23 protein-coding genes are annotated in these 24,694 nt (G+C 62.6%); 11 read left to right on the top strand and 12 right to left on the bottom strand.

Going from position 1 to position 24,694, the window contains the following annotated elements; genetic code table 11:
* Positions 1-37: 37 nt before the first annotated feature.
* The 5 genes from QRN42_RS08780 to QRN42_RS08760 form a co-directional block, all read right to left on the bottom strand.
* Positions 38-1,099 carry a siderophore-interacting protein gene (locus QRN42_RS08780; protein WP_284978859.1) on the bottom strand — a complete coding sequence of 354 codons (1,062 nt, stop codon included), beginning with the start codon at positions 1,097-1,099 and terminating at the stop codon, positions 38-40.
* Complete coding sequence (locus QRN42_RS08775) at positions 1,096-1,932, bottom strand: ABC transporter ATP-binding protein (RefSeq protein ID WP_284978858.1); 837 nt, start codon at positions 1,930-1,932, stop codon at positions 1,096-1,098. Before QRN42_RS08775 ends, QRN42_RS08780 begins: the two co-directional genes overlap by 4 nt.
* Position 1,933: 1 nt before the next feature.
* Positions 1,934-2,914, bottom strand: a complete 981-nt coding sequence (locus QRN42_RS08770) for a FecCD family ABC transporter permease (RefSeq protein WP_284978875.1) — start codon at positions 2,912-2,914, stop codon at positions 1,934-1,936.
* Positions 2,915-3,045: 131 nt separating this feature from the next.
* Positions 3,046-4,104 carry a FecCD family ABC transporter permease gene (locus tag QRN42_RS08765; protein WP_284978857.1) on the bottom strand — a complete coding sequence of 353 codons (1,059 nt, stop codon included), beginning with the start codon at positions 4,102-4,104 and terminating at the stop codon, positions 3,046-3,048.
* 5 nt (positions 4,105-4,109) lie between these two features.
* Positions 4,110-5,192 carry an iron-siderophore ABC transporter substrate-binding protein gene (locus QRN42_RS08760; protein ID WP_284978856.1) on the bottom strand — a complete coding sequence of 361 codons (1,083 nt, stop codon included), beginning with the start codon at positions 5,190-5,192 and terminating at the stop codon, positions 4,110-4,112.
* Between the two features lie 375 nt (positions 5,193-5,567).
* Here QRN42_RS08760 and QRN42_RS08755 point away from each other — a divergent pair, with 375 nt between their 5' ends.
* The gene (locus QRN42_RS08755; RefSeq protein WP_284975053.1) at positions 5,568-6,071 is read left to right on the top strand and encodes an FBP domain-containing protein; all 504 of its coding nucleotides are present in this window, start codon (positions 5,568-5,570) and stop codon (positions 6,069-6,071) included.
* Between the two features lie 26 nt (positions 6,072-6,097).
* Here the strand turns inward: QRN42_RS08755 and QRN42_RS08750 are convergent, their stop codons facing one another.
* From QRN42_RS08750 to QRN42_RS08740, 3 genes are read right to left on the bottom strand one after another with little or no spacing between them, the layout of a single operon-like run.
* Complete coding sequence (locus QRN42_RS08750; protein ID WP_284978855.1) at positions 6,098-9,571, bottom strand: ATP-binding protein; 3,474 nt, start codon at positions 9,569-9,571, stop codon at positions 6,098-6,100.
* Positions 9,568-10,416 (bottom strand): DUF4194 domain-containing protein, encoded by an 849-nt coding sequence (locus QRN42_RS08745; protein ID WP_284978854.1) that lies wholly within the window; start codon positions 10,414-10,416, stop codon positions 9,568-9,570. Before QRN42_RS08745 ends, QRN42_RS08750 begins: the two co-directional genes overlap by 4 nt.
* Entirely contained in the window at positions 10,409-11,866 is a 1,458-nt protein-coding gene (locus QRN42_RS08740) for a DUF3375 family protein (protein ID WP_284978853.1), read from the bottom strand. Before QRN42_RS08740 ends, QRN42_RS08745 begins: the two co-directional genes overlap by 8 nt.
* Positions 11,867-12,112: 246 nt before the next feature.
* Here QRN42_RS08740 and QRN42_RS08735 point away from each other — a divergent pair, with 246 nt between their 5' ends.
* On the top strand, positions 12,113-12,415 hold the full coding sequence (locus QRN42_RS08735) for a hypothetical protein (protein ID WP_284978852.1): 303 nt from the start codon (positions 12,113-12,115) through the stop codon (positions 12,413-12,415).
* Positions 12,416-12,477: 62 nt separating this feature from the next.
* Positions 12,478-14,442 (top strand): acyl-CoA dehydrogenase family protein, encoded by a 1,965-nt coding sequence (locus QRN42_RS08730; protein WP_284978851.1) that lies wholly within the window; start codon positions 12,478-12,480, stop codon positions 14,440-14,442.
* Positions 14,443-14,455: 13 nt separating this feature from the next.
* Here QRN42_RS08730 and QRN42_RS08725 read toward each other — a convergent pair whose 3' ends face one another.
* Complete coding sequence (locus QRN42_RS08725; RefSeq protein WP_284978850.1) at positions 14,456-14,878, bottom strand: YchJ family protein; 423 nt, start codon at positions 14,876-14,878, stop codon at positions 14,456-14,458.
* A gap of 188 nt (positions 14,879-15,066) precedes the next feature.
* Between QRN42_RS08725 and QRN42_RS08720 the strand changes: the two genes are divergently transcribed.
* Positions 15,067-15,723 (top strand): hypothetical protein, encoded by a 657-nt coding sequence (locus tag QRN42_RS08720; RefSeq protein ID WP_284978849.1) that lies wholly within the window; start codon positions 15,067-15,069, stop codon positions 15,721-15,723.
* Positions 15,724-15,725: 2 nt separating this feature from the next.
* On the opposite strand, the gene QRN42_RS08715 is transcribed toward QRN42_RS08720, so the two are convergent.
* Positions 15,726-16,217, bottom strand: coding sequence for a flavin reductase family protein (locus QRN42_RS08715; RefSeq protein ID WP_284978848.1), 492 nt, complete (start codon positions 16,215-16,217; stop codon positions 15,726-15,728).
* A 247-nt stretch (positions 16,218-16,464) separates the two neighbouring features.
* Here QRN42_RS08715 and QRN42_RS08710 point away from each other — a divergent pair, with 247 nt between their 5' ends.
* The 5 genes from QRN42_RS08710 to QRN42_RS08690 all read left to right on the top strand — a co-directional run bounded on the left by QRN42_RS08710 (position 16,465) and on the right by QRN42_RS08690 (position 20,969).
* Positions 16,465-17,499, top strand: coding sequence for an aldo/keto reductase (locus QRN42_RS08710; RefSeq protein WP_284978847.1), 1,035 nt, complete (start codon positions 16,465-16,467; stop codon positions 17,497-17,499).
* A 163-nt stretch (positions 17,500-17,662) separates the two neighbouring features.
* On the top strand, positions 17,663-18,766 hold the full coding sequence (locus QRN42_RS08705; RefSeq protein WP_284978846.1) for a sulfite oxidase: 1,104 nt from the start codon (positions 17,663-17,665) through the stop codon (positions 18,764-18,766).
* A 54-nt stretch (positions 18,767-18,820) separates the two neighbouring features.
* Positions 18,821-19,198 (top strand): RNA-binding S4 domain-containing protein, encoded by a 378-nt coding sequence (locus tag QRN42_RS08700; RefSeq protein ID WP_018779945.1) that lies wholly within the window; start codon positions 18,821-18,823, stop codon positions 19,196-19,198.
* Between the two features lie 159 nt (positions 19,199-19,357).
* Entirely contained in the window at positions 19,358-20,023 is a 666-nt protein-coding gene (locus tag QRN42_RS08695; protein WP_284978845.1) for a DUF6318 family protein, read from the top strand.
* Positions 20,024-20,042: 19 nt separating this feature from the next.
* On the top strand, positions 20,043-20,969 hold the full coding sequence (locus QRN42_RS08690) for a hypothetical protein (RefSeq protein WP_284978873.1): 927 nt from the start codon (positions 20,043-20,045) through the stop codon (positions 20,967-20,969).
* A 679-nt stretch (positions 20,970-21,648) separates the two neighbouring features.
* Here QRN42_RS08690 and QRN42_RS08685 read toward each other — a convergent pair.
* Both QRN42_RS08685 and QRN42_RS08680 read right to left on the bottom strand, forming a co-directional pair.
* On the bottom strand, positions 21,649-22,254 hold the full coding sequence (locus tag QRN42_RS08685) for a hypothetical protein (RefSeq protein ID WP_350224868.1): 606 nt from the start codon (positions 22,252-22,254) through the stop codon (positions 21,649-21,651).
* A gap of 71 nt (positions 22,255-22,325) precedes the next feature.
* Positions 22,326-22,832, bottom strand: a complete 507-nt coding sequence (locus QRN42_RS08680; RefSeq protein ID WP_284978843.1) for a hypothetical protein — start codon at positions 22,830-22,832, stop codon at positions 22,326-22,328.
* Positions 22,833-22,924: 92 nt separating this feature from the next.
* On the opposite strand from QRN42_RS08680, the gene QRN42_RS08675 reads away from it, so the two are divergent.
* Together QRN42_RS08675 and QRN42_RS08670 are read left to right on the top strand one after the other, a co-directional pair.
* Entirely contained in the window at positions 22,925-23,653 is a 729-nt protein-coding gene (locus QRN42_RS08675; protein WP_284978842.1) for a FadR/GntR family transcriptional regulator, read from the top strand.
* 11 nt (positions 23,654-23,664) lie between these two features.
* Positions 23,665-24,687, top strand: coding sequence for an asparaginase (locus QRN42_RS08670; protein WP_284978840.1), 1,023 nt, complete (start codon positions 23,665-23,667; stop codon positions 24,685-24,687).
* Positions 24,688-24,694 lie beyond the last annotated feature (7 nt).

The raw sequence follows: 24,694 nt of genomic DNA, 5'->3' as shown, positions 1-24,694 counted from the left end.
TAACACAGCTATCAGAGACGCCCGCCCTGCAGCCCGCTTAGCCCTCTGCCTTGCCGCGCCGCCAGTACCCCATGAAGGCCACCTGCTTCCGGTCGATTCCCACATCCCGGACCAGATAACGCCGCATTTCCTTGATGACAAAAGCTTCACCGGCCAGCCATGCGTAAAAGGGAAGCGCGCCGGCAGGGAGGGTGGGGTTCTTGGTGGCTTCGATGGCTGCGGCATCCATTCTTTGGGGAGTGTCCCAGAGAATCTCCTGATCCACGTTCACGTCTTCGGGCTCCGGGCCGGCGGCTGCGCCTGTTCCTGTGAATCCCACCCAGCCGGGCAAGGGAACAGTGCTTGCGACCGCTTGCTTGAGGAGCTCGCCGTGGGGCCGCGACCTGCCTAGTGCGGCGCCGCGCGCCAGCCAGGTGATTTCGACGTCGGCGGCGGTGTTGATGTCGCGGAAGTCGCCGGCCTGGGGCACTTCGAGGAAGGCGTGGCCGGTCATCTGTTGGGGCAGGCTTTCGAGAATGGCGCTGATGGCTGGAACCGCAGTTTCGTCGCCGGCCAAGAGGACATGCTGGGCTAGCCCGGGACGCCATTCGATGCCGCCGTAGGCACCAGCGGTGGAGCACTGGGCTGCCCGGTTATTGGGCCCGATGATGGTCAGAGCGTCCCCTGGCTTCGCAGCAACAGCCCAGTTTGCTGCGGGACCGCCTTGACCGCCGTCGTCGAAGTGCATGACGAAGTCGATGTCGATTTCCGGGTACACAGCGTCGAGGCGCTCGGACCTGACCGTGTAGGTGCGCATGTGGCCGCGGGTAGCCGGGTCCATCGCCAGCCATTCCCGGTACCAGCTTGCCTCTCCCAACTTCAAAGCCGGCAGCGGGAGCGCACGGCCGGACGGGTCCACGGACGGAATCATCAACTTCACCCGCAGGTCCAGCATGTCACCGGCCACGCCGAAGTCGCGCAGGGAGTAGCCACCGAACGTGATCCGGCGGAAAGTGGGGCTGAGTTCCTGCACGGCCGTCACGGTGACGTCGAAGGCAAGAGTCATGGGTTCCACTGCCGCGTTCGACGTGGCCTTCGCCTTGGCTGGTTGCGTGCTCATGAAGCGGTCTCCAGTTCGTTCGTTGGCACATGGTCCGCGTAGTGGCGCCCGATGGGGATGATCAGCGGGGTACCTGAGATGGGGTCCGGAACCACGCGGGATTCCAGGCCGAAAACGTTGAGGACCAGTTCCTCGGTTATCACCAGTGACGCCGGACCTTGGGCCACGATGCGTCCCCCCTTCATGGCGATGACGTGGTGGGCGTAGCGCGCTGCGAGGTTGAGGTCGTGGAGCACGATCGCCACGGTGGTACCGCGGCTGCGATTGAGGTCGGTGATCAGGTCCAGGACCTCCACCTGGTGTGCCAGGTCAAGGTACGTGGTGGGCTCATCGAGCAAGAGGACGTCGGTTTCCTGTGCCAAGGCCATCGCAATCCAAACGCGCTGGCGCTGTCCGCCGGAAAGCTCGTCGATGTTTCGATCCGCGAGCTCAAAAGTGCCAGTGGCTTCGAGAGCGCGTTGCACAGCATGATCGTGGTGGGAGGAGTCCCCGGCGCTCCAACTGCGGAAGAAGCCTTGGTGCGGATACCGACCCCGGCCCACGAGGTCGCGGACGGTGATGCCATCAGGAGCCGTGGGGTGCTGCGGGAGGAGGCCCAGCACGCGGGCTAGCTGCTTGGCGGGACGGCCATGGATGTCCTTTCCGTCCAGTGTCACGGAACCGCTGGCCGGCTTGAGTAGCCGCGACAAGCCCCGCAAGAGCGTCGATTTGCCGCAAGCATTCGCTCCCACGATCATGGTCACTTTCCCTTCGGGGATCTCAGTGGAGAGTCCCTCCACCACCTTGCGGTGCTCGTATTGGAGCGTGAGGTCCTTGGCGTTGAGGCGGGCCATATCAGGCTTCCTTTCGGTTGGAGGTGACGAGCAGCCACAGGAGGAACGGCGCGCCGAGAGCCCCGGTGACGACGCCGACAGGCAGCACGGTCCCGTCGAGGATGACGGGGGCAATGTTGGCGGCGAAGAAGTCTGCCAGCAACACAATCAGCGCGCCCACAAGGGTCGACGCCGGGAGGCTGGGTTTACGCACGAGGCGCCGGGCAAGCGGTCCGGCGAGGAAGGCAACGAAAGCGACGGGACCCGCCGCTGCCGTTGCGACGGCGGCGAGGCCGACGGCGGTCAGCACCAGTCCCAGCCTGGCCGCGTTCACAGTGATCCCAAGACCGGCGGCGGTATCGTCACCGAGTTCGAGGATGCGCAGCGGGCCGGCAAGCGCGATGACAGCGGGAACGAGGATCAGCAGGGACATCCCGAGGACGCCGGCTTTCTCCCAATCGGCCGAGTTCAATGATCCGTTCAACCAGATCAAGGCATCGGCTGCGACGCGGATGTCCGACCTGGTCATGAGGAAATTGATCACTGCTTGCAAAGCCGCGGCGACGCCGACGCCTGCAAGGATGAGCCGGTTACCCGCTGCGTTGCCACGGCTGCCGCCGCTCGCACCGGGACCACGGCGGGAAATTGCGTAGATGATGGTGGCGACCCCGAGCGCACCGCAGAGGGAGGCAGCGGAAATCACGGCTCCGGAAGCACCGAAGACCAGAATGGCCGTCACGGCACCTGCGCTGGCACCTGAGCTGATGCCAATGATGTCCGGGCTCGCCAAGGGGTTCCGGAGCATGGTCTGGAAAAGCCCGCCCGCCAAGCCAAAGGCGACGCCGATCATGGTTCCCGTGACAGCGCGAGGCAGTTTGTGTTCCATGACGATAAAACTGGCGCCGGGAATCTTCTCGCCGCCCGTCAGGTGGTTGAGGACGATGGTGACGAAGTCCGGAATGGTCACCGTGTAGCTGCCCAAGAGCACGTACACCGAGAACATGATGAGAAGGGCCAGGCCCAGGAAAAATGTGGGGCTGGGGACCCGTCGAAGCGGCAATTGATGGGCATGTTTGTCGCGATCATTGCCATTAAACGCCAGCTCGGCGCGGGCACGGGGCTTGTAAAAGGTGCTCACAATCCCGCTCCCTTTCCGCGGCGGATAAGCCAGATAAACACGGGGGCACCCAAGAGGGCCGTCACGATGCCCGCAGGAACCTCACCCGGAAGCAGGATCACGCGGCCGATGATGTCCGCTGTGATGAGCAGGATGGGCGCAGAAACCAGCGAGAACGGCAATATCCAGCGATAATCCGGCCCCGTGATGGAACGGACAGCGTGCGGGATGACCAATCCCAGGAATCCGATGGGCCCAGCCAGCGCAGTAGCGGATCCACAGAGCAACACAACGCCGACAGCGGTGATAGCGCGCGACAGGGCCACGTTGTGCCCGAGGCCCCGGGCCAAGTCGTCGCCCAGGGCCAGGCCGTTGAGGACCCGGCCACTTGCCAGCACGATCAAAGCCCCAACAACGAGGAACGGCAGCGCCGGTAGCAGGACGGACCAATCGCGGCCGCCGATGCTACCGACTTGCCAGAACCGGAAACGGTCGAAGGTATCTTGGCTGGAGACCAAAATAACGTTCATCAGCGAGAACAGCCCAGCGCTGAGGGCCGCACCCGCGAGGGCGAGTTTGACCGGCGTCGCACCGTCACGTCCCCTGGACGCTATGGCATAGACCACGGCCGCCGCCGCGCCGGCGCCGAGGAACGCGAACCAGACGTAACCACTCAGGGAGCTGACGCCGAACAGATAAATACCGACGACGACGGCGAGCGCTGCCCCGGCGTTCAGGCCCAGGATCCCTGGATCGGCCAGCGGATTCCGGGCCACACCTTGCATTGCGGCGCCGGCCAGCCCGAGGGCAGCGCCCGCCAGCAGCCCCAGGGCCGTCCGTGGGATCCGGGCGATAACCACAGCGTGGTTCCCATCGTTTGGATCAAAGATGGTGAGGGCTTCCCACACCGTGGCGAGGGAAAGTCCGCGGGCACCTATCGCCAGCGATGCGGCACAGGCTGCAGCCAGCACGACGACGGCGAGCACCAGCCATGTGGTTCGCTTGCCTACCCCATCGGCTGGTCGCGGGCCGCCTATCCCCCTGGTCTGGAGCGCCGTCGTCGTACCTAATCTCATGGGCGTTACTTACCGGCCATGGCTGCTTTGTCGGCGGCGGCGCCCACCTGCGGAAGGAACGCGTCCAAGGCCCACGGCAGGCTCAACGGCGACGAGGCCGAGATGGACAATGTGAGGGTCTGGTCAGTGTCGGCAACCAGTGCACCCTTCTTGACTGCCGGGATCTGCCCAAGCAACGGGTCGGCCTTGATGGCGTCTGCGGTGGTGGAGTCCGGGACCCAGGTGACGAAGACGTCGGATGCGAGTTCGTTGGCCTTTTCCGCGGACCAAGGGATGAAGAAATCCGTGGCGGTCTTGGTGTTTTGCGCCACCACGGGCGCGAGCTTCATGCCGATCTCCGTCAGGAAACGGGGCCGGTTGTCGATGGCGGTGTAGATGTTGGCGCCATCGCCCTTGGCGGGTTCGAGGTTTCCGTAGATGAAGGTCTTGTCCTTGATCTGCGGGTATTTGGACACTTTGTCCGTGATGGTCGCTTCGGTGTCCTCCACCAATTTCTTGGCTTGGGTTTCCTTGCCGAGCGCCTTGCCGATGACAGTGGTGGTTTCCTGCCATGGGGTTCCATAGGCCAGTTCGGGGTAGGCAACCACCGGGGCGATGTCTGAGAGCTTCTTGTAATCGGCTTCCGTCAGGCCTGAGTAAGCGCCGAGGATAACGTCCGGGTTGAGCTTTGCGATCTCGGTGAAGTTGATGCCATCCACCTCCGAGAACTGAACCGGCGCCTTGTTGGTACCGAATCCGGCTCCCAGTTTCTCCAGCGCGGCGTCCTTCCAAGGCGTGGAGCCTTTGCTGTTGTTGCCCCACGTGTTCTTGGGAACCCCCACCGGAACTACGCCCAGTGCGATCGCGACGTCGTCATTGACCCACGAAATAGTGACCACTCGCTGGGGCTGCGCCTTGATGGTGGTCTCACCAAAAGCGTGCCTGATGGTCACGGGGAAGGCAGACGCTCCCGCTTCGGTGGCACGCTGCGTTGCCGAAGCAGCAGGTCCAGTGGAACAGCCCGTGAGGGAAAGGGCGACGGCGGCCAAAGCTGCCGTAGCGCTTGCGGCGGTCTTCAGTACGGCGCGGCGGGGAAGAGGGGAAGCCACGGGACTCCTTACGTAAGTGATGTAAACCTAAGTAAGGCTAGCCTAAGATTTCATTAATTACGAAACGTTTGCATCACGTAATTCGACTCAGTGGACAGTGGCGGTCAAAACTTGGCAGGATAGCGGCAGCGGACTACCGCTTCCGCGATCACGACGAGGGGATGAGCATGCGCGCTGTTTCAGCTGCTGCGGCCATGGTTGGCGAGGTGGCCGCTATGGCCTGCTTGGCACAGCCCCACACGTCGGCATCGCACGGGCTTTCCACTACCTAGCCCTTCCAAGCAGCACCTTCCTTTCGATGACCGACGTTTCCGCCATCCCGTGCGCCCATCCTGCGCGCGCCGACGTCGACCATTTCCGAAAGAAGCTTTCGTCATGCAAAAAATTAGTGCCCAACAGATCCGCGCGTCCTTCATCAACGCGAGCCGTTCCGAGGCCGCCAAGCTCAACCTTCCCCACGACTTCGAAACTCTCGACTGGGACAACCTCGAGTTCCTCGGCTGGCGCGACGAGAAGATGCCCCAACGCGGCTACCTGGTGGTCGAGTACCGCGGAAAGCTGACCGGCATCTTGCTCAGGGCGCCCGAAGGCGGCTCTGGAAAGAAGCGGGTGGTCCTCTGCGAGCTCTGCCGCGACGTCTTCTCCAAGGACGACGTATACCTCTGGGTGGCCAAGAAGGCCGGGCAATCAGGCAAGGACGGAAACACGGTGGGAACGCTGATCTGTGCTGAGTTCGGCTGCAGTACCAACGTGCGCAAGGAACCGCCCGTCAACGAGATCAACCCGGACCCGGCCGTCGTCGTGCTTCGGCAGATCGACGGACTCAAGGCCCGGACGGCGCAGTTCCTGGACCGGGTCCGCGGCGACTCCAAGCGTTAGCCCAGCAGGCGCACGCCGAATGCCACCTAGCGCAGGACGATGTCCACCGGGTTGGCTTCCGAGCGCCAGGCGCCTGGCTCCCCCGGACCGGCAATAACGGGGGCAGTCAGGACGCCCGAGCGGTTGGTCCTCTTGTCCCGCAGAATTTCAGTGACGGAACCGAGGTGCCGGGACAGGTCAATCACGTTTTCGGGAGCGGCCAACAGCAACTGGAACCCAAACTCGTGCAACGCCTTGATGCCGGCACCCGCGAACTCCTCCGAGGCCAGCACGAAAGCTTCGTCCATCATCACCGTGCCGTACGTGGTGAAACCCTGTTCGGCAATGCCCAATTGGTAGCTCAAAGCCGCTGCCATGATGAACGCGGTGAATCGTTGGCGCTCGCCCCCGGACATGGAGCCAGTGTCCGCGTGCATGAAGACTTCCGTCCTCTTCTTGCTCGACTTGCCCGGAACGTCGGCCTTGCCCGGAACGTCGCGGTGCTCCTTGCATTGAATGAAGAGGTGCCCGCGGACATCCAACACCTCGGCCCGCCAACGGCGGTCCTCCGGAGTTTGCGATCCCAGCCGCTTCACAAGGGATTCCAGGGACTTGTAGCGGGCGGTGAGTTCGGCGTCGTCGTCGCCGTGTGGCGCCGGACCAGTAGCGGCGGCGGCGCGCGAAGGACGCGTGTGCTTTGCCTTCAAGGCGTTCTGGATCGCATCCTTGAATTGCTTGGCCGTGGCCGGAAGCGTCTGCTTGATATCCAGCTCAAGGTAACTTCCCTCGTGGAAGTTCACTTGGGACAGAATTCCGTTGAGCGGCAGGATGCGGCTGGTGATGCTGCGGCGCTCCTCGTCCAACAAATGCAAGAGCGTGCTGAACGATTCGTGCGTCCGCTGGTTGAAGAACAGCCGGAACTCGGCCTCCTGCGCCGGCAAACCATCGCTCACGATCGCGTGGTACCGGGATTCGAAGTCTCCGGCGGCGGCAATTGACGTTCCATGGTCAGCGCTGATCGCACTGCCCCAGTCGCGCACAAAGCCCTCGAACATGCGCGTCAACCGTTCGGCTGTCGCTTGGCCACGGGACTCAGCCGAGTGGAGCTCCTCAAGCAACTTGGTACGGACGTTGTTGGCGAGGTTGTCCAGTTCATAGAGTTGCGTGAGGTCCGCCGCTCCGGCGAAGTACGGTTCCAGTGCGGCCACGGCGGAGGCCGACGGCGGTGCTTGGTCAAGCTTTCGCCTCGCGGCATCGAGCAGGCCGTCAGCCGTGGTCATTTGGTGGTCCAGCGCTTTGTATTCGCTCTGGAGCACGGCAGCGGCACCTGTGGAGGACTGGTGCTTTTCACGCACGGACTCGATGGTGGCGCGCAATGGTTCCAAGTCCGCCTGGGCAGCGAGCGCGTCTGCCAGGCGTTGCTCGATCCGGGCCAGCTCTTCTGCTGCCACTGCGGCTGAAACCTGTTCCCACGGACGTTCGTCTTCGGCCACCCTGCGCAGGGCTTCCAGTTGCCGGGCCATGCCCTGATGGGAGTCCTCGCGGCTCTGCGCCAACTCTGCAGCCTTGGCCAACTCGTTTTCCAGCTCCCCCACCCGCGCAGCGACGAGTTCGAGCTTCGAGGCGTTGTCAAAGCCGAGGACGTAGTCCTGACGACTCGTGAACCGGTCGTCCTTTTCCACGGTGTGCCGGTTGCGTTTGACCACGCCACCAAGGCTCAAGCCCTTGTCCAGCGAAGCCAACTCATCCGGGTCCTCCACGCACGGATACGCAAAGTCGACGGCGATCCGCTCACGGACCCATTGCCCGGCGTCGGCGTTGCCCCCCGTGGTGAGAATGTTCAACTTAGTCAAGAGGTCGCCGTCGGACACCTCCTCCACGGCCAGCGCGCCACCGGCCAAAGGCTTGGACACATCGACGGCGCGCAGGGCGCCACGGATCGTGTTGCTGTTCAAGTACCTGGTGACGGCCGCGAAATGCTCGCCCGGAACCAGCAACGTGGTGGCGAGATTGCGCAAGGCACGCTCGGCGGCGGGCCGCCACTGATCCTGACCCTCAGCCAGGTCGATCAGTTCGCCTCCGAAGGGCATCCGTTCTTCCGGGACGCCGGTGGCGGCGGCGATGGCGGCCCGGTTTTCGATGCTCGACGGCGGCAACAGAGACTTGCGCGTCCGTAGCGACAGCAACTCCTGTTCAGCGGCCGCCAGTTCGCGCTTCTTGGTTGCATGGCCGTCGAACGCTTCGAAACGAAGCTCCTTCAAGGCCTCCGAGTCGCCCTTCAATGCCGCTGATCGAGCTGCAGCCTGCTCGTGCGCCTGATCCCAGCCCTCGGCCGACCACTCAAGGTCCAAACCGGCGTCGGACAATGCTTTTTTGGCCGCCTCCTCCACCTGCTGGCGCAGCTTGAGTCCCACGCGGGCGTTCTCCAGCGACTGCTCAATCGCCGAGATAGCGTTGCCGCCACGGTTGTTGTAGTCCAGCTCCAACTCCCGGAGCTCCTTGGCCAGCCCCTCCCGGACCGCCCGCTCGCCGGCAAGCTCCTGCGCTTTGGTGTGCGTGAGCTCTTTGAATCGGGCCAACGTCTTCGCGTGAACCGTCACCGCCAACTGCTGCTTGTAGGCAACAAATTCTTCGCCCGCGAGCTCCCGGAGACGGTTTGCCTCCAGCAGCGCCTGGGCGTATTCCTTGTTCAGCCCTGGGACCGGAGCCAACTGGTCGCGCTGCTGCCGGACATCTTCCAACCGTTGGCGGATGGACATCAGGTTGCTGAATTCCTCCACGACGTCGTCCGCGGCGGCCAGCGTGGCCGGAGCATCCAACACCTGGTCACGGAAGAAGGTATTGACGCTCCCACCCAAGCCTTTGCCTGCTTGGATGACACGAAGCAGTGGAAGCGCCTGATCCGAATTGATGCCAAGCAATCGGCGGAACCGTTCGGCAAACGCCTTGTGCACATCGAACACTTGGCCGTCCGGGAAAATGCCCTCCAACGCGCCCTTCGTGAACCGTTTCTGCGCGATCCCCTCAATGGCTTCAAGGTCCAACGGCTTGCTGTCAATCACGTAAAAACGTCCGACGCTCGACTCCGTGCCATTCTTGGGCAGGTCGAACAGGGCCGAGACCGTCACCTTCGTGCCGGCCGCGTTGTCGTACGTCAGTGCGACGGCGGACCACGTAGCTCCCGGGCGTTGGAAGGCACTGGCCGAGCCCTCACCAACGGCCTTATCACCAACTTTGCCGCGCATGTAGGTAAAGGTGGTCCGCTTGTCCTCCACAGCACCTCCGGACCGCTGTGCCGCGGCCTCATTGGAGCGCGGACGGGCATCGAAGACGCGCAGCATGGCATCGAACAGCGTAGATTTGCCGACCCCCGAGTTACCGGTTAGGAGGGTGCCGTTGCGATCCACATGCATGGTGTGCGCGCCGTGGAACGTGCCCCAGTTGACCACTTGGACGAGCGCAAGGCGCATCTGGCCGGGGTTGATCTGGTCACCCAGCGGAAGCATGGTTGCGATGGTCACTTGCCTGCCTCCTCATCCTCGGAGCGAACATCCCGATCAAGATCGAGCAAGGGTTCCGTTCCCGATTCATCCGCGGCAACCGCCACCAACGCCTCGATCTGGGCCGGGATGTCGCCAATGTTCTCGAACGGAAGGGCCAGGGGCAGGGCGTTGCTGATGGTGTAGGTATCTTCCAGGGCAGTGGGGAGGAGCAGTTGGCGCGCCAGCAGCTTGTTGATGGTGCGGGTCACGACGTCGGAGTCCCGCAACGCATCCTGCTGGCCGGAGGGGGTGTAGTTGGCCACCAAGTCAGAGATTTCCTCACGGGTGATGGTGGGATCCGTCTGGGCGGTGATGTGACGGTCCAGCAATAAACGCAGGCGCAGCAGCACGATGGTTTCCACGCGGCTCAGTGCCCGTTGCTGGCGGAGGATGCTTGAGCGCGAATTCGAGCCCACCACCTCGGGATCAACGGGGCGCAGCACCGCGATCTTCCGGTCATGGTCCAACTGGAGGGAAAGGAAGAGCTCAGAGAGCCTGCTCCGGAGGATCACTTGGTTATCAAGCAGCGTCGTCCACAATTTCTCTTCACGGCCGCCGTCGATGTATGGCCCTTTCAGGAGCTTCACCAACGCGTGCCGGACCTTCATGGGCAGGACACCCGTATCCCCGGGGAACAGTGCGGCGCCGTCAACGAACGTGTCCCGCGGCGTGACCTGGAAGGGATCCACCGCAACGGCCTCCACCGATTCATCGGCGGCATACTCTTCGGGGGCATCACCTTCGGCGACGTCATCTACGGTGACGTCATCTACGGTGACGTCATCCGCCTCGGTAACGTCCGTCGTCGTGATTTCCTCAGTCATCAGAATCCTCATTCAGTGTGACGACGGGCAAGTAAGCCGTACGTATGCTGCCGTCGATTTGTTCGAAGTCAAGGGGCTCCCAGGCGGACCGGTCAAAGGCGGCGCCGGTGTGAAGTGCCATGGAGAGCAGCGTGCGGACTGTGTTGATGTGCCGTTCTTCGGCCGGCAAATTCTCCCACGCTGCACCGAGCGTCGCCGCCCCGGCCATGGCGGCCCTCACAGCAGCTGGTTTGGCTTTACCGGTGCGCGCGGACCTGACACGGTCAGAATCGCTGAAGGCGATGGGATCGGCCAGGCGTGGCGGCGTCGCGAACTCGTCGGGATCGAACAGCTTGACCATGGCCAGGGACTCGAAACCCGCGTTGTACAGCACCGGCCCGGCCACCAAACCCGGCCGGTCACGCTCGTACGGCATGGACCGGATAGCCTGTTCGGCCTCGGCGAGGACCTTCCGTAGACTGACCGACTGCCGAACGTCATCGCTCTGTATATACGTGTTCAGGCTCTCCGAGAGCTTGCCGTAAATCCGCTGGATCTGGCTGTGTTGCTGCCGGAGTTCGGCCACGAGGTTCTTCAGGGTCTCCCGGTCTTCGTGCGAGAGGTCGTCGGCGAACTGCCTGCTCAGGACTTCACCGATCGCAGAGCGGAAACGCAGTTGCTGCTGCGGGTCCTCCAGGAAAGCCGTGAACGAGCGGAACGTTCGGCCCTCCGGACTTTGCCGCAGCCGCTTGTCTGCCTCGAGGACTTGGGCCATGGTGGCCCCTTTGCTCAAGGACTCGTCGATGATCTGGTTGCGGAGCTCGCCCACCAGTTCTTCGATGCGATCCCGCATCTTCTTGTAGTCCGCCGGAAGGCTGGCAGCAAGGTCAAGGATGTTGCCCGCGGCTTCAACAGCCTCGTCATCATCCAACAGGCCATCGAACTCACCGGAGCTGATGTCCTCCACCAACTGTTGGCGTTCCTGGATTTCCTCTTCGAGGGCTTCCAGGCGGGCGCTTTGGTCCGGGTTGGTTTCGTTAGCGAGCTTCTCCACGTCACCGAGGAGCGTGCCCAGGCGCGAACCGTTCAGCGTTGAGCGGTCGCTTGAAAGGCTGTCAAGGAACGCCAGCACCCGGGCGGCGGGTTCGGTAATTTCATACACGATCTGGCCGGACTGGTTGCGGCGGGTCAGGAAGTGTTTCCGGGTCCACTCATCACCGAAGAGTTTGCCGTTCTGTTGGCCTCCGAGCCCGGGTTCCTGCTTCCGGAGCTGCTCAAGGAAAGCGTCGACGTCGGCGTGGAACTCTTCCAGGGGAAGCTGGGGCCGCGTCCGGGTGAAGGAGGCTTGCAGCACCGCAATGACCCAGGGCGCGGAACGGGTCAGCGCCCACGCGGGACCCTTGGTCAGCTGCTCCAGATCACGAAGGCGGGCACTGATGGCGTCCGCGGAGGTCAGGGCTGAACGGGGCAAGTACTCTCCTTCAGCTGCTGCGAAACGTGGCAGGCAGTGGAAACTGCCCCGTACAAGGTTAACGCAGGGGGCCCACCCAGGCTGCCGCAACCATTCCGTAACCTACCCCTCGGTACGGTTTCAATCACGTATCAACCACTCAAGGGCACGCTTCGTGAGCTGCCAGCACGCGGTCCCCACCCATACAGTCGGTACATCGACGCAGTCACGCAGCGTCCACCACGTAATGCCGCTCCGGGGGGAACAATGAACTTCGATTTCACCGCGCTTGATTCAGCTACGTACGTTTTCATTGGAACGCTGCTCATCGCCGCACTCTTGGTGGCCTTCGTTGCAGCAGCCGCGTTCGCGGCGATCATTCTCATCGGTGCCATGAGCACTGCCTGGTACGTCGTCAAAGAGGTGCTCGTCACGCTGGTCCACGGCATCAACTTTGGCTGGGATCGGTTGGTCCATCACGCCGGACAAGTTGAGATCCCGGGCGATTTCCAGACCCAGATTGCCCCTAGTACGGGTAGCTACTCGCGGGTAGCATTGAAGGACAGCTGAAGGGTTCCCACCCAAGGCGGACCCTGGCTCCATCCGGCACCACCGGCCAGAGGAGTGAGAACATGACGTCCGCCACAGACAGCAGCCAGACTGCCGCCAGCGTCAATGCCACCGCAGAAGAAGCACGCGCTGTAGCTGAAGCCGCCCGTGAACCCGAGTGGAACAGGCCCAGCTTCGCAAAGGGCCTCTACCTGGGCAGCTTCGACCTCAGCCTTATCCACCCGTGGCCACAGGCAAACCCGGCAGACGTCCAGCGAGGCGAAGCGTTTTTGGCCAAGCTGCTGGCGTTCGCAAAAACCATGTCCGGCCGCACCATCGAACGCGACGCGAAGATCCCGGACGAGTACCTGGCCGGACTGGCTGAACTTGGCGTATTTGGCATGAAGATCCCCCGCGAATACGGCGGCTTGGGGTTGTCCTTGGTCTACTACGGCCGGGCACTGGCGCTTCTGGGCTCCGTCCATCCAAGCTTGGGTGCACTTATCTCCGCGCATCAATCCATCGGCGTGCCGGAGCCGGTCAAAGAGTTCGGCACTCCGGAGCAGAAGCAGCAATACCTGCCACGTTGTGCCTCGGGTGCCATCACCGCCTTCCTCCTGACCGAGCCCGACGTCGGCAGTGACCCCGCCCGTATGGGCGCCACTGCCGTCCTTTCCGACGACGGCGGATCCTACCTTTTGGACGGCGTGAAGCTTTGGACCACCAACGGGGTGATCGCCGAGCTCGTGGTGGTCATGGCGAGGGTCCCTGCCCATAGCGATCCCGATGGCACCGAGCATAAGGGGGGCATCACGGCGTTCGTGGTGGACATGGACTCTCCCGGTATCACGGTGGAAAACCGCAACGCCTTCATGGGCCTGCGCGGGATCGAGAACGGCGTCACCCGCTTCCACCAGGTCAGGGTGCCTGCCGCCAACCGGCTGGGCCGTGAGGGGCAGGGCCTCAAAATCGCCCTCACCACACTCAACACCGGCCGTCTTTCCATCCCGGGACTCTGTGTCGCAGCCGGGAAATGGAGCCTCAAGATCGCGCGGGAGTGGTCGAATGCGAGGACCCAGTGGGGCAGGCCGATCGGCCACCACGAGGCAGTGGGCAAGAAGATCGCCTTCATAGCAGCCACCACCTTCGCGTTGGAGGCGGTGTTCGAATTGTCGGCGGAAATGGCGGACGCCGGCGTCAAGGACATCCGGATCGAAGCTGCCTTAGCCAAACTCTGGTCCACCGAACTCAGCTGCCGCATCGCCGACGAACTCGTGCAGATCCGTGGTGGTCGGGGCTTTGAAACCGCTGACTCCCTCCAGGCGCGGGGCGAAAGAGCCGTGCCAGCCGAGCAACTGCTCAGGGACCTCCGGATCAACCGGATTTTTGAGGGCTCCAGCGAAATCATGAAACTCCTCATCGCCCGCGAAGCGGTGGACGCCCACCTTGCGGCTGCCGGCGACCTGGCCTCGGCCGATGCAAGCCTCCAGGACAAGGCGAGGGCCGCCGTCGGAGCCTCTGGTTTTTATGCGAAGTGGTTGCCGAAACTTGTGGCAGGGGCGGGGATGGACCCGCGTTCTTACGCCGAATTCGGCCGGCTCGGGAAGCAATTGCGGTTCGTGGAGCGGTCGTCCCGCCGGCTTGCACGGCAAACGTTCTACGGTATGGGGCGCTGGCAAGCCAAGCTCGAATACAAACAGGCATTCCTTGGCAGGATCGTGGATATTGGAGCCGAGCTTTTTGCCATGGCCGCCTGCTGTTCACGGGCGGAGATGCTGCTCCGCACCCATCCCGAACAAGGCGCGGCCGCCTTCGAGTTGGCCGAAGCGTTCTGTGAACAGGCCCGCGTGCGAGTGGACGAATACTTCGACCAACTGTGGCGCAATACCGACGACGGCGACCACGACCTGTCGCGCAAAGTCCTCAACGGCGACTACGCATGGCTGGAGGCTGGGGTCCTGGACCCCTCTGAAGGTACCGGACCGTGGATTGCGGACGCTGTCGCCGGGGCTTCCACCAAGGAGAACCTGCACCGCAAGTACCGCTAGATCGGAAGTACCGCTAGATCGAGGCGACTTCACCGGCCACGTAATACCAGCGCTTACCTTCCCTGACGAACCTGCTGGACTCACGTTGCACGCCACGCTCGCCCCCGGATCGATAGTACGCAGCAAACTCCACCACGCCCTCACTGTCCAACGGACCGCCCTTGGAAACCGAGAGGATGTCCAGCCTGCGCCACTGCACGTCCGGGTCCAACTCCAAGGAACGCGGGCGGGTGGAGGAATGCCACGTACGCAAGAGGTAGTCCGCATCAAGGACCGCAAAGGCTGAATATCTGGAGCGCATCAGTTGCTCTGCCGTTGGGGCATCAGCCTCGCCGCGATGGAAACGGGCACAGCAATCGGCGTACTGGTCGCCGGACAGGCAGGGGCATGCGCCGCCGCGAAGCAGGGCATGTTCGGGAGCAACGTCACGGGGCATGAAAGCTCGCAATCCGGGGCTGTAAATGAGAGCTGGGCAACATATTTTCCCATGCCAGATAACAGCTTTGAAACAACCCTGCTGTAGCGCCCGGCGGCGCGTGATTCCGTCGGTACTGGACCTTAGGCTAGGTATGCAAGATAGGTGGGCAAGGCGCGCATCACAAAACGACAGCCAGGGGAGGCTACGTGGATGATCCGACAACACTCGCCATCAATCTGACCTACTTCGGGACTTTGGGGCTTGCCGTCCTCATGTTCCTAGGACTCGTGTTCGTGGTCATCATCACGTTGGTTGTCGCCGGAATCGGGCGGCTGCTCGCCGTCGCGCTGATGGCGTTAATCGGAATCTTCCCCAAGAAGGCCAACACACCCATCGTCCATTTGCCGCCCCTTCCGGAACGTAGGCCCGGGGAGGCGACTGCCGACGTCGTCGAGCCCGCAGCGCCCGTGACTGCAACCCCGACGTCGGGCGGTGCTGCCGCTGCAGCGCCCAAGCGCGACCTTTGGGGCGCTGCTCGACGACGACTGGGCGGCGCATCGGCCCCGGCCAAAGACACCCCTGCCCTCGCCAAAGACTGGGCGGACGCCGTTGCCGAAGCTAAGGAAAGGGAAGCCGCCCGGGCCAAGGCCGGTCAACCGCCCGCGATCAAGGTAACTGTTCGCGAGATCGAGGACCCCACTCCGCCGTCGACCAGCGGGAAAACCCCTACCCCCGCGGCTCCGGATGTCCCGCCGTCGCTACCCGGGAACGGTGGGCCAAAAGCCGGCGCCACACCGCGGAAAGGGAAGTCGTCCAGCGCGATCCGGAAAGGCTCGCTGAGCGGCGCCAGCCGTAACTCGTAGCGCTAGGCTGCCAACTGCCGGAAAGCAGCGCCGTGATAGATCAATGGTTTCGAGTTGAGGTTGACCGTGCTGGCCTTGACTTCCAACACCACGATCGAATGGTCCCCGGCCACGGTTTCGGAAACAATTTCGCACTCGAACCCCAGTACTGCCCCGTCGATCAGGACCGCCCCCGAGTCACTCACACTGGTATCCAGGCCTGCGAACCGATCGCCCGTTTTCGAAGCCAGTTGCAAGCAAGCCGCTTCCTGGCCCTCGGCCAGGACCGAGACCCCGAGTCGTTGGGCAAGACGCAGCTTGGGCCAGGTTGTGGAGGAGTTCTGGACGGCGAACATGACCAGAGGCGGGTCCAGGGACACCCCCACGGTGAAGGACGAGGCCACTAAGCCCTCGGGTGTGAAGTCAACCATGGCGCTGAATGCGGCAACTCCTGATGGGAACTGTGCGAAGGCAGCCTTGATGGCCGCTGTTTCCTCAACCGTTGTCTGTCTCATTCCGCGGTGCCTTTCGTCCGATACGTGCGTTCCCATCCCATGATTCACGGGGCAGGGAAGACCACAACGTTTGTTGATTCGAAAGACATTTGTGTTTCGCCATGTCAAGAAATGGTGCGAACCGGTACGCGTTCCATTACTTCGAAAGACGAAAAACGAAGAAGTTCTACCACGTGCATTTATGCCCCGAGCGCCCATGTGTAGCCTCGAGTAATCCACCAGCACAGTCCCTCCACAGGAAGCCTCCATGAGCCTCAACGAGCTACGTACGCTGGGACGCACTGGCGCCCTGATCAGTCCCCTCACTCTGGGCACCCTGAATTTCGGTAGTGGTGCCGCGCCCACTGGTCCCGCCGAGAGTGTCCGGATCATCTCGGCCGCACTGGACGCCGGGATCACCAGTATCGACACCGCGGACATCTATTCACAGGGCGAGGCTGAAACAGTGGTTGGCCAAGCCATTCATGGCCGGCGCGATGATGTCTTCCTCGCTACGAAGTTCCACGGACAAATGGGTTCAAACCCAGCGCATGGAGGCAACTCGCGACGCTGGATAGTCCGGGCCGTGGAGGACAGCCTGCGACGGTTGAAGACGGACAGGATCGACCTCTATCAGGCCCACCGCCCCGACTACACCACCGATCTGCTGGAAACCATCACTGCCCTCAACGACCTCATTCGCCAAGGCAAAATCCTGTACTACGGAACGTCCGTGTTCAGCCCCGCGCAGCTGGTCGAAGCCCAGTGGATCGCGAACACCAACCACCTGATTCCTCCCGCCGTGGACCAAGTTCCGTACTCACTCCTGGTCCGCGCCAACGAACGCGACGTCTTCCCCATCACGCAGCAATACGGCGTCGGGGTTTTGAGCTACGGGCCGCTCGACGGCGGCTGGCTGGCCGGTGCGTATCGCGTTGGATCCGGGCAGCCGGACAGCTCGCGCTTCTCCGCAGTTCCCGGACGCTTCGACGTGCAAGCACCTTTCAACCAAGGCAAGCTGCACGCGGCCGATGCCCTGGCACAACTTGCTGCCCGCCACGGGTTGACGCTCATCCAACTCGCGGTCGGCTTTGCCTTGAACCATCCCGCCGTCACGAGCGTGGTGATCGGGCCACGCACCGAGGAGCACCTCACCGATTACCTGAAAGCCGCAGATGTGGTGCTCAGCGAGTCGATTCTCGATGAAATCGACGAGATCGTGGTCCCCGCGGTCAATTTCCTCGAACGTGATGCCGGCACGGTTGCACCGCACCTCGAGTACCCGGAATTACGACGCCGGTAGTCCTCTTCCGTTGCGAGGCCCGGTTTACCCCCTACTCGCCCCTCGTAGCCTGCAAAGCAGACCCCGCAAACAGGTATTGACGGTGTTCTGTTCGCGGCGTGATGCTTGACCTAAGTGCTGCGGCACGCCGCAGCGTTGGTTTCCAGTAGAACGCCGCAGGCCCATGACCAAGCACCACGTCAAGCAAAGTCCTGCCAGGGCTGTCACCGCCGGACAGCCGACCGAAGGTCCGCTAACTCCTGAAGAACTGCAACTTTCCGGGCGAAATCACTCCATGCCCTTTGAAGCTCTGCACGACGACATCACGCCCGTCGGGCTCCACTACCTGCTGATCCACTTCGACATCCCGCATCTTGCGACTGACTGCTGGAGATTGCGTTTGAGCGGTTCTTTTGAACGCTGCCTTGAATTGAGCCTGGAAGACATCAAAGCCAGGCCGGCCGTCACCATGCCGGTCACCATGGAGTGCGCCGGTAATGGGCGGTCGCTCCTTAAGCCACGTCCGCTGAGCCAGCCGTGGGGCCTCGGGGCCGTGGGCACCGCGGAGTGGACCGGTACGCCCTTGGCACCGTTGCTGGACGAGGCAGGCTTGGCCGATGACGCCGTCGAACTTGTCTTCACCGGCGCGGATAGCGGCATTCAGGGCGGCGTGGAAGAACCGTACGCCCGCAGCCTGACCATCGAGGAAGCGATGCATCCCGATGTCATGCTGGTCTACGCGATGAACGGCGAACCTCTGCCCCTCCAGCACGGCTACCCGCTGCGGCTACTGGTTCCAGGCTGGTACGGCATGGCGAGCGTGAAGTGGTTGACCTCGATTGAAGCCGTGACCACCAGATTCCTGGGGTACCAGCAGGCGGTGGCGTATCACTACCTGCAGGGTCCCGACGGGCCCGGACTGCCCGTGACACACATCCGCGTCCGCTCACTGATGGTGCCGCCCGGGATACCGGACTTCTACACGCGGCGACGCGTTGTTGATGCCGGTCCCGTGATGTTGCATGGCCGGACTTGGTCGGGACACGGGGAAGTTGAGCGGCTGGAAGTAGGGATCGACGGCGAGTGGATGCCTGCGCATTTGGAACCGCCATTGGGTGACTACGCGTGGCGGCGATGGTCCATGGTGTGGGTCGCGAGCCCGGGCGAGCACGTACTGCAGTGCCGGGCGATGGATACGTCCGGCGCCCTGCAACCCGTGGAGCAGGTGTGGAACTACCAAGGCATGGGAAACAACATGGCGCAGCGGGTTGAGGTGACGGTGCGGTAGGGCCGTTTTGGCGGCTGGGGTTCGTGGTTTCGCCGCGTTAGACTCGTTCAAATCATGAGTATCCCGTCTTCATCCCCGGCGAACGTCCGCGTTGATGCTTGGTTGTGGGCAATCCGCGCCTACAAAACCCGATCAGCGGCCACTGCAGCCTGCCGAGCCGGGCACATCCGCATTAATGGAAATCCTGTGAAGGCATCACAAAGCGTGATTATTGGCGACACCATTCGTGTCCGGGAATCCGGGTGGGAGCGGATCCTCGAGGTACGGAGGTTGATCGCCAAGCGCGTTGGAGCCGAGGCGGCATCGCACTGCTTCACCGATCACACTCCCCCGCGCCCCGTTGCACCCAAGCTCGGTCTGCCCCAGCGGGACCGCGGTGCCGGGCGCCCCACCAAAAAGGACCGCCGGGATATGGAGAAGCTGCGGGGGTAAGTGGCTTACGGGCCCCACTTCTGGATCCAGCACATTTCGCTTGCCATTCGGGGCATCGGGATCGGTTATCCACAAACCCTCATTCTTGACATGAATCCACTTCAGCACCCGGCCTAGACTGGCCGACACATCACCAAACGGCTGCTGGGGGAGCTTGTCATGTCACGATTTTCGTTCGCCTTTTTTCCATCATTGGGTCTCCGGACAGCGTGTCTCGGAGTCATCGCACTTCTGCTTCTTAGCGGGTGCCAAAACGGCCCCGCACCTGCCAGCTCACTCTCCGAGACAAGCTCGACGACGGCGTCGCCCACCTTATCGGGGCCGGCCTCCCCCGCGTCTGCTGGCCCTTCGACGGCTGCGGGGTACAAGCCGGCGGATGCGAAGGGGAAGGCGCAAAACGTGCCGGTTCCGGTGATGCCGGAGCTAGCGAAGGAAAACTCGAAAGCAGGGTTGGAGGCGTTCATCCGGTACTGGTACGCGGTGGGCAACTACGCGAATGCAACTGGGGACATCACCGTTCTGAGCGCTTTGAGTACTCCGGAATGCAGAGCCTGTACATTTTTTCAAAAAGCTACAACCGACAGCTACAAGAACGGCCGCTGGATGGTAGGCGGCGCGGTGCTGACACCCAACATTGATATCGCTTGGGACCCCCAAGAACGGCGACATTTATCCACGGTACAAGTCGTTCAAGACGCGATTCACTACTACAACTCCGACGGGACGGAGGGAAGACCAGCCGATCCTGCCACGAATGACGCATTTGCAGTGGTTGCGATCTTCCAGCCCTCGTGGCAGATAGTGGACACGGGTGTCATTCGCTAGGCGGGCCCACCGGGTTGTGATGGGCCTAGTTCTGGGCTGCATACTTACTTACTCGCCGGTATCGGCAAGCGCCGCCGACGGCGAGGAGTGGGCTTCGGCAAACAAAGCCACCGGGTCCATCGATGTGGGATCGGATTGGAAATTCGACCCCGAGACGGGAAAAGCCACTCCCAAGTTGGACGCTGGTTCTGGCCCGGCGGCGGAGGATCCGAATCAGTACATGGCTGATGTCCACTGCCGCACCGACAGCCCCGACACCAGAGACCCCGGCTGCAACACCCTGGACTGCCCGCCAAAAACACCCGGCGGCCAAGAAGGAACACCCGTCATCTGGAAACAAGCACCCAAAGCCATCACCAACCCCGGCTGGACCGACTGGATCCCCATCACCGGACCCACGTGCCTCTACGATCCCCAACCAGAAAACGTCCTGGCCAACATCGCAGCTCGCATCCTCACCGACTTCCGACAACTACCCGTCAACCCCGGAACACTCCAAACCCAACCCGCCCCCAACACCCTCAAAGGCGGACCCACCAACTTCTACACCACCACCACCGGCGAACAGACCTTCAACCTCACCATCCTCGGCCAAAACGTCCACCTCACCGCCACCCCCACCAGCTACACCTACACCTACGGCGACGGCACCACCCTCGGACCAACCCCCACCCCCGGCCAACCCCTCCCCCAAACCCAATGGCTCACCACCAACACCCGCACCAGCCACACTTACACCCAAACCGGCAACTACCAAACCACCCTCATCACCACCTTCACCGGAACCTACACCGTCAACAACGGACCCCCACTACCCATCAGCGGAACCCTCAACCTCACCACACCACCCACCACCATCCACGTCTGGAAAACCCAAAAAACACTCGTCGCCGACACCTGCCAACAAAACCCCAACTCCTGGGGCTGCCCCGGAGCAACCAGGTAGCCACGCCGCAACTGCCAACGATTGGTGCAGGGCACGTGATGCTGTCGTGCCCAAAACCGATCTCAAACCCATCAGATCGAAGACCTCAGATGCCGCTTGCGTGGGTGTTTCAGGGATATCCACAGGTCTTCGAATCCCACTTCGGTCATTTCCCCTCACCGATCTAGGCTGATCGACACAAACACACAAACCAGCTAGGAGTACCGAATGATTCGAGACCTTCACGCCTGCAAAAAGACAGCCACACGTCTAGGTACGGTGGCGATGGCTGTGTCCAGCTTGCTTCTCGTATCTGGTTGCCAGGGCGGCGAAGACCGTTCCACTTCCACAAGTCCCGCACCGCTGTCGAAACAGGTGTCGTCGCCCGCTTCGGCACAGGGCACCATCATCTCCTCCGACGGCTTGTATCAACTCATGCCAGACTTCCACTGCCGTGATGATGGCCCGGATTCCGAGGACAACAGATGCCTGACGCTGGAGTGCCCTGCCACCGCTGACAGCAAGGCAGAAGGGAGGCCTGTCATCTGGAAGAAGGCGTTACGAACAGTAGCCAGCCCCGGATGGCAGGACTGGGTTCCGGTAAGCGGTCCAACGTGCTTCTACGATCCCCATGCCTGATCAGGGGTGCAAGAAGCAGTCGGCTCAGGAGCTGAGAAACCGTGGCGGACGGCCCGCAACGTCACTGCGCGGGAAGCGACTCCCGGTGCCGGATCCTCGAATCGCCGAACTCTATGGCGACAGGCGCAAGCTCCGTGGCCCCTTGCTGTCGGGACTGGGCCTTGCCCACGGCAATGTGGGGCAGCCACCGCGGGGACCTGTAGCCCAGGGCATGGGAAGACAGGATGAAGTCGTCAATGTTGTCGAGCCCAAGGTCGTCCAACAGCACGTGAAGTCCTTGGACAAGGAGTGCTTGGTAGTCATGCACTTCCTGTGGAACGTCCACTTCGAGACCCATAAGGCGTCCGCCGCCCAAAGGAACCAGCCTGTCAGACTTGCCTAGGAATCCCTCCAGGACCGGCAATTCGGTCAGCCAGCTCACAATTTCCGGAAGTACCCTTTCCGGCGTCGAGCGCCCTTTGGTCCAAGCCTCAATGTCGGCCACCAAGTGGTCCAGGATGCCGACGTGCAGCAGTGTCATGTGCAGTCCCTGTGGCTTGCGGAGTGAGACGACGAAACGGCTGAGTCCCTCGTAGTCGGCAAGTCCGGCGCCAATTCGAAGGACCGGAACCTCAACTGTGACGCGAGGTTCCTCCGGTTTGCCGGGGGTGCGATCGCTGGCGGTCATGAACCACATTATGCGCCGGATGCAAAGCCAGCGGCAGGCCGACGACGGAACGAACTGCCGCCGTCGGGGAGCTACTTCCTTGGACGGGCCTGGACGAGGTTGGCGAACGGAAGCCTCCCGAAGATGGCAATAAAGTCAGCGTGGTAGGCGGCTTCGGCCGCGTTCACGTCGGGCGCGGGGAGTTCCTTCCATGCAATCACCAAGTCGAGGGCGTCGCACAGTTGCCAGATGAGCCGCGCATCCCAAACGACGGTCGGACGTCCACGGCCGTAGTCCATGAGCTCCTGGATCTGCTGACGAAGTCCTCGGTTACCTTGACTGCCGGCGCTGGCTTTGCCCAAGTAGAGTACGGGAGCTTCCGGTAGCCATTCGGCTTCCAGGGCTTCCCGCTTGAGGGAGGGGTCCTTTTTCTTGAATGTCCCGGCCGTGCTCTTGCTAAGGAATACTGGCTGGAATTCTGCAGGGCGGAGCACCACGAAGATACCGGGTCCTTGGGGAATCCGCATGGGGTCGAGTTCATCGAGCGGCCTGAACCCGGTGAAGCCATCCGCGGTGAGGGACTTTTTGGTGAAGAGCATGGTCCATTGTGCTTCAGCGAAGGACAGCACTAAACCGTGAAGCGGTTCTTTCAGCGTTGACAGTGCCTTGTGACCCGTGCCATATTCAAAGCGTGAACCTGTCAGACAGCCGGACAGCCGGACAGCCCGAGTCCCAGAGGGCCCAAACGTCGCACACCCCTATCTCCCGCATTTCGGCGGCCGAGGCGGTCTTCGCGGCTCTCCGGCGCGCCATCGAGGGCGGTCAGTTCGACATCGGGACAAAACTGAGCTCCGAGGCAACCTTGGCTGCGCAGTACGGCGTGAGTCGCTCCGTTATCCGTGAGGCTTTGAGGTCCTGCAACACTCTAGGCCTCACCGTGACGAAAACCGGCAAGGGCACCTTCATTGTGGCCAACAAAGTCGCAAACGATCTCACGTTGGGCCAATACAGTGCACGCGATCTCAACGAGGCACGGCCGCACATCGAGGTCCCCGCGGCCGGATTAGCAGCTGAGCGCCGCACTGACGAAGAACTCGAGCACCTCAAGGAGATTGTCCAAGAGATGCTCCAGGAAACCGACCCCGAAGCGTGGGTGAACCTGGACGCGAGCTTCCACTCCGCCGTCGCCCGCGCAAGCGGAAACAGGGTCTTCGCCAGCGTTGTCTCGGACATCCGGGAAGCCTTGGCTCACCAGTCCGAAACCCTCAACCTCATTGCAGACCGTCAACACCGCTCGGACGACGAGCACGTGGCTGTGCTCAACGCCATTGAAGCGGGCGATTCCGAGGCAGCCAGCCAAGCAATGGCACACCACCTCCAAGCCGTCAGCATCGCGCTGGACACGATCCTCAGCAAATGACGCCCCAGCACATGACACACATAAAGGACACCATGCCCGCCCCCGAAAAATCGGACAGCCCACCGGCGCAGAGAACGCCGCGACACGTCCCACTCGTCGAGGTAACCCGCGATGGCTTGGTGGAAAGCGTTCACTACGGATCATTGGCCGCCCTGGCCCATGATGGCACCCCGGTGATAGAAGCCGGCGAGCCGCAAGCTCCGATGTACCCGCGCTCCAGCCTCAAGCCGCTCCAAGCCGTGGCGCTCCTGAAAGCCGGGCTCGACCTACCCCAAAATCTCCTGGCCCTCACCGCCGCCAGCCACTCCGGCGCATCGATGCATCGCGAAGGCGCCCGGGAGATTCTGGGCCTGCACGGCCTGACCGAAGCAGCGCTCGGCAACAGCACCGACCTTCCTTACGGGGTAAAAGAGCGCGAAGAATGGCTCCGCGCTGGCAATGGGCCCACCCAGATCGCCCAGAACTGCTCCGGCAAGCATGCTTCCATGACGGCCGTATGCGTCATCAACGGATGGCCTGTGGAGGGGTACTTGCACCCTGAACACCCATTGCAGGTCCTGGTCCGGGACACCATCACAGAACTGACCGGCGAAGAAGCCGCGGCCGTAAGCACCGACGGTTGCGGCACTCCGTTGTTCGCCCACTCCTTGTTCGGCATGGCGCGCGCCTACGGTCGCCTCGCCGCTGCCGATGAGGAAACCAACGAAGGCAAAGTGGCTCACGCCATGCGCCGCTACCCCGAGATGGTTGCCGGTGAGGGGCGCGACGTGACCGCACTCATGCGCGCCGTCCCGGGCTTGCTCGCCAAAGACGGCTTCGAAGGCCTTCAACTTGTCGGGCTTCCGGATGGCACCGGGTTCGCAGTCAAGATTTCCGACGGCGGCGACCGGGCCCGCATGCCCATCACCGTCGAGGTGCTCCGCCGGTTAGGCGTCGACGGCGGACGCTTGGACACGCTTCAGAGCCCACCCGTGTTGGGCGGCGGCCACCCGGTCGGCGAGCTCGGCGCGGCCCCTTCTTTCAGCAAGAACTAATCCAAGG

The organism is Arthrobacter sp. fls2-241-R2A-200 (genome assembly GCF_030209745.1).
In the GTDB taxonomy this organism is placed as follows: Bacteria; Actinomycetota; Actinomycetes; order Actinomycetales; family Micrococcaceae; genus Arthrobacter.
This window is presented reverse-complemented; position numbering and strand designations above follow the sequence as displayed.